Origin of the sequence: Kitasatospora humi (genome assembly GCF_020907985.1) — a bacterium.
Classification (GTDB): domain Bacteria; phylum Actinomycetota; class Actinomycetes; order Streptomycetales; family Streptomycetaceae; genus Kitasatospora; species Kitasatospora humi.
Genome location: NZ_JAJJPA010000021.1, coordinates 86,805 through 98,345 on the forward strand (window position 1 = coordinate 86,805; position 11,541 = coordinate 98,345).

Sequence of the window (11,541 nt, forward strand, 5' to 3'; positions counted from 1 at the left end):
AGCTGCTGCTGCGCCTGCTCGCTGACCAGCTGCCCGGCTGGCGGGCGCAGCCGTCACCGGCCGGGCCGGCGCTCTGGTCCTGGTCACCGGTCGCCGACAGCACCACCTTCGCCCACCTGGCCGCCGCCCGGTTCGGGGTGCTGACCACCCCCGGCGCCACGGCCTGCGCGGACGGCCGCCATCCGGGCGGCCTGCGGCTCGGCTGTGCGCAGGCTCCGGAGACCCTGGAGGTCGCCGTCGACCGGCTGCGGGCGGCGTGGGAGGAGCAGCACAGCCGGCGGTCGGCAGCCGGCGGCCAGCCGCTGACGTCGCGGTCGTGGCCGTGGTGACCGGCCGCTCCGCAGCGGACGGCTGGTCGAGCCATGCGGCGGACGGCTGGTCGAGCCATGCGGCGGACGGCTGGTCGAGCCATGCGGCGGACGGCTGGTCGAGCCATGCGGCGGACCGCTGATCTTGGATGCAGCGGACTGCTGATCAAAGTGTCAGGGATCTCAGGCCGCCGTGTGGGAATTGTCATAATCTCGATATCTACTTAGCAGTATCCTCAGATGATCCTCAATAAACGGGGGGGATTGCTCACAGAGGCTTTCTGTTTATGACATTTCCGGGTTACGTTTCCTGCCGTTGCGTGGCCGAACGCCCGCCGCGCAGGAGAGGCAGTAACCATGAGCACGGACACCCCGAAGCGCTCAGCGGCCACGGCCGAGTCCGGTGGGATCCCGGGCCAGCAGCTGAAGGCCGGACTGAAGAACCGCCATTTGTCCATGATCGCCATCGGTGGGGTGATCGGCGCCGGCCTGTTCGTGGGCTCCGGCGCCGGCATCGCCGCCACCGGCCCGGGCATCCTGCTGTCCTATGCGCTGGCCGGCGTGCTGGTGGTCCTGGTGATGCGGATGCTCGGGGAGATGGCCGCGGCCGACCCGCAGAGCGGCTCGTTCTCCGCGTACGCGGACCGGGCACTGGGCCGCTGGGCCGGTTTCACCATCGGCTGGTTGTACTGGTTCTTCTGGGTGGTCGTGCTGGCGGTGGAGGCCACGGCCGGCGCCAAGATCCTCAACGGCTGGCTACCCGCCGTGCCGCAGTGGGCGTTCGCCCTGCTGGTGATGGCGGTGCTCACCGGGACCAACCTGTTCTCCGTCTCGTCCTACGGTGAGTTCGAGTTCTGGTTCGCCGGGATCAAGGTGGTGGCGATCGCCGCCTTCATCGTGATCGGCGTGCTGGCCATGTTCGGTCTGATGCCCGGCACCCACGCCGTCGGCACCGCCAACCTGGTCGGCCACGGCGGGTTCCTGCCGCACGGCGTCGGGGCGATCTTCACCGGCATGCTCACCGTGGTCTTCGCCTTCATGGGCAGCGAGATCGTCACGCTGGCGGCGGGCGAGTCCGAGGACCCGGAGAAGGCCGTCACCAAGGCCACCAACAGCGTGATCTGGCGGATCGGCGTCTTCTACCTCGGCTCGATCTTCATCGTGGTCACCCTGCTGCCGTGGAACTCCGCCTCGGTCAAGAGCAGTCCCTACGTGGCGGTGCTGGAGCACGTCGGCATCCCCGGGGCGGCCCAGGTGATGAACGTCATCGTTTTGACCGCCGTGCTCTCCTGCCTCAACTCCGGCCTCTACACGGCGTCCCGGATGGCCTTCTCGCTCGGCCGACGCGGGGACGCGCCGGCCGCCTTCGCCCGGGTCACCGGCCGGGGCGTGCCGCGGACCGCGATCCTGGCGTCGGTGGTCTTCGGCTTCATCGCAGTGTTCTTCAACTACACCTCGCCCAACACCGTCTTCCAGTTCCTGCTGAACTCCTCGGGCGCGGTGGCCCTCTTCGTCTGGTTGGTGATCTGCTTCTCGCAGCTGCGGATGCGGCGGATCATCGAGCGCGAGACGCCGGAACGGCTGAGCGTGCGGATGTGGCTCTTCCCCTACCTGACCTGGGTGGCGATCGGTCTGATCGCCTTCGTGGTGATCTACATGTTCACCACCCACGACGGCCGGGTGCAGATGATCCTCTCGCTGGTGGCCGCCGCGGTGGTGCTGATCGCCGCGCAGGTGGTGCAGCGCCGCCGAAAGGCCGTCGTCGCCGACCAGGCGGAGCAGGCCCAGTAGGGCGGGCAGGGCAGGGCAGGCGCGTCCGGGAGAGCGTTCTGCGAGGCGTGGCCTGGCGCGCGCGGGTTGGCGCGTGTTCTGGGGGCCGTCGCTTCTCGAACCGCTCGTGCGTGAGCCGGCCAAACAGTCAGCTCCCGTACGGGCGGATCGCCTTCGCCTCCTTCAGGGCCAGCGCCCACCAGGTCAGCTGGTCCAGCATCGACTTGGCCGCGCCGGCGGCGGCCGGGTCGACGGCCTCGCCCTCGGCGTCGAACTTCTCCCAGGCCGACGCGAAGCTGACGGTCTCGCGGATGCCGACCGCGTGCAGCTCGGCGAAGACCAGGCGCAGCTGCTCGACGGCGCGCAGGCCGCCGGAGATGCCGCCGTAGCTGACGAAGCCCACCGGCTTGGCGTGCCACTCGCCGTTGTGCCAGTCGATGGCGTTCTTCAGCGGCGCCGGGAAGCTGTGGTTGTACTCCGGCGTGACCACGATGAAGGCGTCTGCTGCGGCGATCCGGGGCTTCACGGCGGCGAGCAGCGCGGCGTCCGCGTCGGGCAGGGACTGGCCGAACGCCGGGAAGGTTGTGGGCAGCGGCGTCTCGACGAGATCGATCAGGTCCAGCTCCAGCTCCGGGCGCTCGGCGGCCTGGCGCCGGATCCACTCGGCCACGGTCGGGCCGAACCGCCCGTCCCGGGTGCTTCCGGTGATGATCGCAATGCGCAGCGGCGTGGTCGTGGGCGCGCTCATGATGGGTCCCCCTCGATGGCGTGTACGTCGTATCGATCGAGATACAACGTACACGGGTGGTGTGTACGTTGTCTACGGCGGATACGCTGTACGCGACGGCAGTGCCTGCGAGCCGTTGGCAGCCGCGGTCGATTGGGCCGAGCCGGCGAGGTCGGTGAGCCGGTGAGTCCGGTCGGTGAGCCGGTGGGCCGGTGAGGCCGGCGAGGACAGCAAGCCCGGTGCGGGTGCCGGTGGCGTCGAGGGCACTGAGGGGATCGAGGAGGTCGGTTGTGAGTCCGCGTAAGGAAGCAGCACGTCCCGGCGGTGCCGAGGAGCGGCCGGTCTCGCTTTGGGAAAGGGTCGCGCGACCAGCGCCGGCTGCCCGGGTGGCGCTGACGCCGGAACGGATCGCCGTCGCGGCTGTGGCCGTTGCCGATGCGGAGGGGTTGGACGCGATCACCATGCGCCGACTCGCCGCCGAGCTGGGCGTCGCCCCGATGGCGGCTTACCGGTACGTCTCCGGCAAGAGCGAGTTGCTGGACCTGATGGTCGACCTGGTGCACGGGGAGCTGGAGCTGCCCGAGGTGGAGCTCGGCTGGCGCGAGGCGTTGCGGCTGCTCGCGCTGCGCAATCGCGAGCTGCTGCTCGACCACCCGTGGCTGGTCCGGATCGCCGGGGGCGAGGGGGCGCTGGCCCTGACCCCGAACCGGCTGGCGATCACCGAGCGGGGGCTCGCGGTGCTGGACGGGCTCGGGCTGGATGCCGACACCGCGCTGGCGATCACCCGCTCGGTGGCCACCTATGCGCGTGGGATGGCGGGGAACGAGATTCTGCTCCGCGAGCTGATGGCGGAGCAGAACTGGGGGAGCGGGGAGGAGCTGCGCAGCGGCCTGGCACCGCAGATGACGTACCTGATGAGTACCGGCCGCTACCCGCTCTACAACCGGAGCCTGCTGACCCAACGGCGGAAGGACGATGCGCTGTGGCAGTTCGAGCTCGGCTTGGAGCTACTGCTGGACGGGGTGGCGGCCCGGCTGGCGGGGGCGGGATTCCAGGACGGGTGATGGCTGTTCGTGCTGGTGCTGGTGCTGGTGCTGGTGCTGGGGTTGGGATTGGGGTGGGGTTGGGGTTGGGGCGGGCGTCGCGGTGGCGGTGGGGGTGGGGGCGTTCGGGGCGTGCGGAGCGGCGATGGGGTCCGTTGACATGTGACCATGGGGAGAGGCGGCCTGGTGGTCACCCTCCTTGGGGGCCGCTCGGCTCAGCGACCTGGGCATCGACTGGAGAGTCCGATGGAGAAGGTCTTCGAGATCTACATCCGCACCACGCCCGAGCGCCTCTGGCAGGCGATCATCGATCCCGATATCCGTGCCAAGTACAACTTCGGGGCGCGGGTCAGCTCGGACTACACCCCGGGCGCTCGCTATGAGATGAGCGCCACCGCCCGTGATGGCAGCCCGATGCCGCTGGGCGAGGGCGAGATCCTGGAGGTCGATCCGCCGCGTCGGCTCGTGCAGAGCATGCAGGCGCTGTGGAGCGACGAGGTGAAGCGGGAGGGCATCTCCCGGGTCACCTGGGAGATCGAACCGGTCAGCGATGACTCCTGCCGTCTGCTCGTCGTCCATGACCACCTGCTTGAGGGGGCCAACGACGAGCTCTACGGCGGTTGGCCGATGATCCTCTCAGGGCTGAAGACCTGGCTGGAAACCGGCGAACTGCTCACCACCCCAGGCTCGTTGAGGTACGGCAGTGGAAGCTGAGATTGCTGGTAGCAGGGCGTTCGGCTCCAGGTACGGGATCGCGTCGGCGACCGCGTCGTGGCCGCCCTGCGGGTAGGGCTCCTGAGCCGCGCGGCGGACCACCGTCAGCGGCTCGCAGGCTTGCGGGCTTCGATCAGGAAGCGGGTGGTGGCGGCGGTGAACGGACCGTCCCGGCGGATCTGCTGGTCCAACTCGGGTAGCGGTCCCATTACTGGTCGGCCGTGAAGCCCGGAACCATCCAGATCACCTTGCGCAGGAAGTAGAGCACGGCGCCGATGTCCAGGAACTCAGGAACTCGGTGCGCAGCTTCTCCAACCGCAGGTCGACCACCTCCAGGCCTACTGCCTCGGCTTCGCGCCGTGCTCGCTCGGGATCCCGGGCCTGCATGACCGCGGCGGGCAGCGGGCCGTGGAAGTATTCGACCGGTTCGAAGACGTCGGCCGGGCCGACCTGTTGGGAGAAATAGGCTGCCGCCGGGCCGCAGTACCCGGGCGATCTCCGCCCACCAGGTCGTCACCGGATGGCGGCTGCACACCAGGTTGAAGGCGTTCTCGCCGAACGGCAGCGGCGGTTCGGCGACGGCCACCACCACGGCGGCGCCGCGGGGGTGCTCCCGGCCGGGGACCGGGGGAGGGTGGAGCAGCGATGTCGCCTTGGCCACGTTTTGGTGGCCAGCCCTCGGTGGCCACCGTGAGCGGCGCCAGTTCCGGTAGGCCGGCCAGCAGTTCGCCGCCGCCGGTCTGCAGGTCCAGCGCCGCATTGACCTGCGCCATCCGCTTGCCCAGGAGCCGCTGGTGACCCCAGGACGGGCGCTGCTCGGTGGCGCGCCCGTCCAGCCAGGAGAAGTCCCAGCCCTCCAACGGCACTTGCTCAGCCTCGGCGACCAGTTCCTCGAAGCTCCGCTCGTTCCCGCCGCCCAAGACATCAGAGCATGCCATCAGGCTGGCTGTGATCGCCCGGCTTTGAGGCATGCCATAACGGGTGCTTCTGAGGATGAGACAAACCAGCTCTTGGACGTATGATTCGCGACCCCGCAGGCTGGTGGTCAGAGCCGGAACGAGCAAGCCGAGAGGGTGGAAGCTGATGAAGGTGCTGATCGCAGGAGCGGGGATCGGTGGACTTACCGCGGCACTCAGCCTGGCGGAGGCGGGGATCGAGGTGACCGTACTGGAGAGCGTGCGTGAGATCCGCCCGCTCGGCGTCGGCATCAACCTGCAGCCGCACGCGGTGAGGGAGTTGATCGAGCTGGGGCTCGGCGAGGCGCTGGCCGCGACCGGCATCGCCACCGCTGAGCACGTCTACACGGACGAGCACGGCGGCATCTTGTTCCGCGAGCCGCGTGGTGCGGCGGCCGGGTACCACTGGCCGCAGTACTCGATCCACCGGGGCGAGTTGCAGCTCCTGCTGTTGGCGGCGGTACGGGAGCGGCTGGGCGGGGCGGCGGTGCGAACCAGCACCCGGGTGGTCGACTTCACCGTCGAGTCCGATGCGGTGCGCGTCCAGGTGGTGGACCGGGACTCCGGCGCACGCTCCGAGTTGACCGCCGACCTGCTGGTGGGAGCCGACGGACTGCACTCGGCGGTGCGCGCCCGACTGCATCCGGCTGAAGGGCCGATGCTCTGGTCGGGGGTGCGGATGTACCGGGGGACGGCCGAGGCCGCACCGTTCCTGACGGGCCGCTCGATGGTGATCGCGCAGGGAGCCGGGGGCCTGTCCTTCCTCGCCTACCCCATCTCCCAGCGGGCGGCCGAGCGGGGGCGGGCGCTGGTCAACTGGGTCTTCCAGGTGCCCATGGCCGAGCCCGGGCCGCTGACCGGCCAGGCGGACTGGAACAGTCCCGCCGATCCGGCCGAACTGCTGGGCCGTCTGGCGCAGTTCGACGGCTGGCGGGATCACTGGCTCGACCTGCCCGCGCTGATCGGAAGTGGCGGACCGATCCTGCGGTTCCCGATGGTCGACCGCGACCCACTGCCGGCTTGGGGTGCCGAACGGGTCACCCTCCTCGGCGACGCGGCGCACCCGATGTACCCCGTCGGTGCCAACGGCGCCTCGCAGGCGATCGTCGACGCCCGGGTGCTGACCTATTACTTGGCGGGCGGTGGGGGCGAACCTCGCGATGGACAACTGGACGGTGTCCGTGCTGCGTTGACCACCTACGAGCAGGAGAGGGCCGCCGCCACCGCTGCCGTGGTCGAGGCCAACCGGACCATGCTGAGCGCCGGTGGTGCCCCCAGTGCGGTGACGGCCGACTACCGCCGGGCGACCGGTGCGGAGGTGGAGCAGCTGAACAAGCGGGCGTCGTTGACGCCGAGGAGCGTGCGCACCGCGGTCTGAGCAGCACGGGGGCAGGGGACGCACACGGGGCGGGGCGGAGGGGTGGCGCGCGTCACGGGGGCGCTGGCGCGCGCCTCGGGGGCGGTGGCGCCGGCGGAGCCGATGGCGGCGGTGCAGCCAATCGCGCCGATGGCGCCGACGGTGGCGGGGCGGCTGGAGAAGCATCCGGCTCTGGCGGGCGGATGTTCGTCACGGCGCGTCGGAAATTGAAAAGTTGTCTAGCCAACTCTCGACTGTTTGGCATGTGAGTGCATAGGGTTCAGTTCGGTGGGGCTCTCGAAAGAGCCGTCAACGGTGCTGCCCGGCAGCCTTGTTCCGGACCGGAAGTTGGCGATGTCACTTAGCGTTGCAGGACTGGTGCTTTGTGCAGCGATGCTGCACGCGACCTGGAATGCGCTGCTGCGAACGCAGGCCGACCGGCTGTGGCTGGTCACGGTGATGAGCTTCGTATCGACGGTGATCGGCCTGCCATTCGCGATCGCTATGCCCTTGCCGCCGTCGGCCGCCTGGCCGTATCTGCTGGTCTCGGCGGCGGTGCAGGTGATCTACACGCTCTTCCTGCTGCTCTGCTACCGGGTGGCCGATCTCGGCTCGGTGTATCCCGTGATCCGGGGGAGTGTGCCGCTGCTGGTCAGTCTGGGGGCGGCCGTCTTCGCCGGGGAGCGCCCGGGGTTGCCCTCGCTGCTGGGGATCGGCCTGGTGTCCTTCGGGATCATGGCGATGGTGCTCGGCCAGCAGAACGGCGGTGCCAAGGCGCTGATGCCGGCGTTCGCCACTGGTGCCGTCATCGCCACCTATACGGTGCTCGACGGGGTGGGTGTGCGTCTGACGGGCAACTCGATCTCCTACACGGCGTGGATCTTCGTGGTGTACGGGACATTGGTGCCGGTGGTCTACCTGGTGGCCCGGGGGCGGTTGGTGGTGCGGGGCAGGGCCTCCGAGGCGCGGGTGGCGACACTGGCCGGTGCTGGCCAACTGGCCACCTATGCCATCGTGTTGTGGGCGTACCGGCTCAGTCCGCTGGGCCCGGTCTCGGCGCTGCGCGAGACCAGCGTGGTGTTCGCGGCGCTGATCGGGTGGCGGTTCCTGGGGGAGAGGCTGACCGCCGCGCGACTGGGAGCCTGCGCGGCGATAGCCACGGGTGCCTGCTGCCTGAGCTACTTCGCGACCTGACCGGGCACTTGGGTTGCCTGCGTGGCCAGTTGACCGGGCCGGGCTGGGGTCGAGCTGGGGTCGGGCTGGATGTCCGGTGGGGTCGTGCTGGATGTCCGGCCGGACTGGACGTTCGCAGGGGCTGGATGTCGGCCCGAGGCTGGGACGTTCGGCCCGGTCTTCCAGGTGATCGGGCGCGGCCTGCCGTGGCAGGGCGCCGATCGGGTGGGGGCTCGGCTACTCGGTCCGCAGGGCTCCGGCTGTGCTGGTGCGGGCGGCCCATCCGGCGGGGAGCACGGCACCTGCGATGGCGATCGCCAGGCCGCCCAGGAGGAGCGGCACCAGGACGGCCGGTTGGTAGACCGCGAGGTCGGCATGCGGTATTCGGGTGCCCGCAGCGGTGCCCATGGCAGGCAACACGTAGTCGTGCAGGGCGATGCCTATCGGTACGCCGATCAGACCGGCGACCAGGCCGAGGCCGGAGACCGACCAGAGCACCATGGTGACGGTCTGCCGCGGTGACATGCCCAAGGCCCTGAACACGCCCAGGTCATGCACGCGTTCGCGGGTGTCGAGCAACACGGTGTTGAGGACACCGAGCCCGGCCACTGCGACCACCATCAGGGTGAGCATCAGGGCCAGCGCGTCCATGGAGACGACAACGCCGCTCAGCCCGGTGGATCCCGGTACTGCCGGGACACCGTAGGGAGCCAGGGTCTGGGTCAGCGAGTCCAGGTAGGCCTGCCGGTTCGTCCCGGGATTCAGGTCGATGTCGATCTCGATGCTTTCGGGCAGAGGCTTGGCGCTCAGGCCGTTGAGCGATGACTCGTCGGTCATGATGACCATGCCCGACTCCTGCGTGCTGAAGGCCTCGCCGACGATCCGCACCTGGGTCCGGTGGTTGTCGTTGGCCAGGGTGAGGGTGTCGCCGAGGTGGGTGCGGGTGGCAGTCAGGAAGCCCGACGGGACCACCGCTTCGCCGGGACCGCGGAACCAGCGGCCGGACACCATCTGGTAGGCGCCCCAGGAGTAATCGCCCCGGTAGGCGAGCACGCTGGTCTCGCCGGCCCGGCCGACCACGCTCACGCTGGTCTGACCGAAGCTGAACATCCTTCGGGTGCCGGGCTGAGCGGTGATCAGCGCCTCGATCGCAGGGACATTGGCGATGTCCGGCTTGTGTGTCATGCCGGGCATGGAGGTGTCGGGCGGCGGGACGGGATTGACCTGCACCGCGCCGGGTGACTTTCGGTGCAGCCCGTCCTGGACTGCGCTGAGGGAGACGGCCAGCCCGGCGCCGAAGGTGACTCCGGTCGCGCCCAGTACCACCGCGGCGACCATGGCCGCGGAGCGGCCGGGTTTGGCGAACGGACCGGCCAGGCCGAGGATCGCCGGCCGGGAGAGTGGCAGTCGGCCGAGCACCTGGCGGGCCCTCCGACCGCGCCCGCCGCTCGGGGTCCGGCCGACGGTGAGTGCCTGGGTGGTGCGCAGACGACCGGCGCGCAGCGCGGGCGGCAGGGCGGCGCCGGCGACGGCGGTCAGTGCGACCAGCGCGACGACGACGTCCAGCCAGGGTGCGATCGTGGTGCTGCCGACCACCTGTGCCTCGTCGGCTCGGTTGAGGATCGGGATGGCTGCCAGGTTGCCGAGGAGCAGCCCCAGCACGGTGCCGACCGTCGACGGGGCCAGCGCCAACCCCAGGTAGGCACGTACGACCTGCTCCGGCGTGAAACCCACTGCCTTGAGGATGCCGATCCGTCGGCTCGCGGAGCTCACCGCTCCGCTGACCACCACGCCAATGATCAGAACCGACATGCAGAGGCCGAGGATGCCGAAGCTGACCAGGAAGGGCACGTAGGTAGCCGAGCTCTTGTCCGCAGCCAGCTTGATCGTCAGATAGGAGTCCGCGCTGGTGAGCGAACCGCTGGGCATGGAGGAAGCGACCTCGTCCCGGTCGGCCGCCAGTTGCTGATCGGTCGCGGCGCTCGCGAAGCGGTACAGCATCTGCTGATCGGGCACGGTGCCGGCTTTGGCCAGGGCCGGCAGCTGGGCGGGGGAGACCCAGGCGTCCGCGCTGCGGCCGACCGAGCGAGCCAGCCCCACCACGGTCAGCACCGGACTGCCCGGCGCGTCCGGGAGGGTGAGTTGGTCACCGAGACCCGCGATCGCCATCTGCTCGTTCACCACCACTTGGCCCGGGCCGTTCGCCCAGGTGCCGGAGGTGATGATCAGGTCGTCGACCGGCCCCCCGGGGCCGGCGCGGCCCACGAACACGGCGGGCGGAGTCTGGTAGCCCACCGGCAACTGGGACTTGTTGGCACCGAAGCGTGGGCGCAGTACCAGCGCCGGGTACGGGCCGGCGGCGGCGGTCACTCCGGAAAGGTGGGCGGTGGCGGAGAGTTGGCCGCCAGTCACCATCGTGCCGTCGAACCGGGCGGTCAGGTGAGCACCGCGTTGGCTGGCGAAGGCGTGGTCGAACGGGGCCTGGGAAGCGGTCAGCAATCCGGCCGCGAGCAGCGAGGCAGTGACCGCCATCATCGTGGTCATGGCCATCACCAGGCTCTGGAGCCGGCGGCGGCCGACCCCGGAGCGGATCACCTTCGTCAGTGCGCTCACCGGGTCACCGCCTGGACGTCACGTGCGATCCGGCCGTCGAGCAGCTCGACCGTCCTGGTCGCGCAGGAGGCGGCGAGCTCCGTGTCGTGAGTGACCAGGACCAGCGTCTGGCCATTGGCGTTGAGCTGGGCCAGCAGATCACGCACGTCCGCGGCGGAGGAGCTGTCGAGCGCTCCGGTGGGCTCGTCGGCGAGCAGCAGCGGGGGCCGGTTCATCAGCGCCCTGGCCACCGCGACCCGCTGACGCTGCCCTCCGGACAGGTGGCCGGGGAAGGCATTGGCGTGCTGACCCATACCCAACTGCTCCAGCAACTCGGCTGCCCGGGCGGAGGCCTTCACCGCCGGCATTCCGGCCAGCTGCGCCGGCAGCACCACATTGTCGTGAACCGACATGTCGTCCAGGAGGTTGAAGAACTGGAAGACCATGCCGATCCGGTCCCGACGGTACTTCGCCAGGGCCGTCTCGCCGAGCTGGTCGATTCGCATGCCGGCGATCCGGACCGTGCCCCCGCTCGGCTTGTCCAGGCCGGCCATGAGGTTCAGCAGCGTTGATTTGCCGCTGCCCGAGCGGCCGAGCACCGCCAGCGCCTCACCGGCGCGAACGTCCAGGCTCAGCCCGGTGAGCGCGGGCCGGGCTTCGCCGTAGGACTTGCTCACTTCGTGGATCTGGATGATCGGTGTGGACAACGGAGCCTCCGGAAAACCCAATGACGGGGGGAATGGTTGTGCGCGCGGCTGATCGGTCATCAGTTCGTCGGACAGATGGGCGGAAGAGTGTGTTGGCGCGACCGAAGGGGGCGCTCGCAGGTAGCCGACCTGACGCGATGTCGACTGCGATGAGTTCGATCAACAACGCTACGGGGAAGGCCGCGTGAGTCGAC

At 69.8% G+C, this 11,541-nt stretch carries 9 protein-coding genes and 1 pseudogene; 6 read left to right on the top strand and 4 right to left on the bottom strand.

Translation table 11 applies throughout. The features are described from left to right. Positions 1–137: 137 nt before the first annotated feature. Positions 138–329, top strand: coding sequence for a hypothetical protein (locus LN042_RS20670; RefSeq protein WP_230052765.1), 192 nt, complete (start codon positions 138–140; stop codon positions 327–329). Between the two features lie 336 nt (positions 330–665). Continuing rightward, positions 666–2,099 (top strand): amino acid permease, encoded by a 1,434-nt coding sequence (locus LN042_RS20675; RefSeq protein ID WP_230052766.1) that lies wholly within the window; start codon positions 666–668, stop codon positions 2,097–2,099. 127 nt (positions 2,100–2,226) lie between these two features. Here LN042_RS20675 and LN042_RS20680 read toward each other — a convergent pair whose 3' ends face one another. After that, entirely contained in the window at positions 2,227–2,826 is a 600-nt protein-coding gene (locus LN042_RS20680; protein ID WP_230052767.1) for an NADPH-dependent FMN reductase, read from the bottom strand. 365 nt (positions 2,827–3,191) lie between these two features. On the opposite strand from LN042_RS20680, the gene LN042_RS20685 reads away from it, so the two are divergent. Both LN042_RS20685 and LN042_RS20690 read left to right on the top strand, forming a co-directional pair. Next, on the top strand, positions 3,192–3,869 hold the full coding sequence (locus LN042_RS20685; RefSeq protein ID WP_230052768.1) for a TetR/AcrR family transcriptional regulator: 678 nt from the start codon (positions 3,192–3,194) through the stop codon (positions 3,867–3,869). A gap of 225 nt (positions 3,870–4,094) precedes the next feature. Beyond that, positions 4,095–4,562 (top strand): SRPBCC family protein, encoded by a 468-nt coding sequence (locus LN042_RS20690; RefSeq protein WP_230052769.1) that lies wholly within the window; start codon positions 4,095–4,097, stop codon positions 4,560–4,562. 104 nt (positions 4,563–4,666) lie between these two features. Here the strand turns inward: LN042_RS20690 and LN042_RS20695 are convergent. After that, a pseudogene (locus tag LN042_RS20695) lies at positions 4,667–5,500 on the bottom strand (methyltransferase domain-containing protein). Between the two features lie 145 nt (positions 5,501–5,645). On the opposite strand from LN042_RS20695, the gene LN042_RS20700 reads away from it, so the two are divergent. Continuing rightward, the gene (locus LN042_RS20700) at positions 5,646–6,896 is read left to right on the top strand and encodes an FAD-dependent monooxygenase (RefSeq protein WP_230052770.1); all 1,251 of its coding nucleotides are present in this window, start codon (positions 5,646–5,648) and stop codon (positions 6,894–6,896) included. 294 nt (positions 6,897–7,190) lie between these two features. Then, positions 7,191–8,069 (top strand): EamA family transporter, encoded by an 879-nt coding sequence (locus LN042_RS20705; protein ID WP_230052771.1) that lies wholly within the window; start codon positions 7,191–7,193, stop codon positions 8,067–8,069. Between the two features lie 216 nt (positions 8,070–8,285). Here the strand turns inward: LN042_RS20705 and LN042_RS20710 are convergent, their stop codons facing one another. Continuing rightward, on the bottom strand, positions 8,286–10,661 hold the full coding sequence (locus LN042_RS20710; RefSeq protein ID WP_230052772.1) for an ABC transporter permease: 2,376 nt from the start codon (positions 10,659–10,661) through the stop codon (positions 8,286–8,288). Continuing rightward, positions 10,658–11,347 (bottom strand): ABC transporter ATP-binding protein, encoded by a 690-nt coding sequence (locus LN042_RS20715; RefSeq protein ID WP_230052773.1) that lies wholly within the window; start codon positions 11,345–11,347, stop codon positions 10,658–10,660. Before LN042_RS20715 ends, LN042_RS20710 begins: the two co-directional genes overlap by 4 nt. Positions 11,348–11,541: the final 194 nt, after the last annotated feature.

Bases quoted from the DNA above. Each gene is read 5' to 3' on its own strand.
- LN042_RS20675 (WP_230052766.1), top strand. From the start codon at position 666: ATGAGCACGGACACCCCGAAGCGCTCAGCGGCCACGGCCGAGTCCGGT.
- LN042_RS20680 (WP_230052767.1), bottom strand. From the start codon at position 2,826: ATGAGCGCGCCCACGACCACGCCGCTGCGCATTGCGATCATCACCGGA.
- LN042_RS20690 (WP_230052769.1), top strand. From the start codon at position 4,095: ATGGAGAAGGTCTTCGAGATCTACATCCGCACCACGCCCGAGCGCCTC.
- LN042_RS20700 (WP_230052770.1), top strand. From the start codon at position 5,646: ATGAAGGTGCTGATCGCAGGAGCGGGGATCGGTGGACTTACCGCGGCA.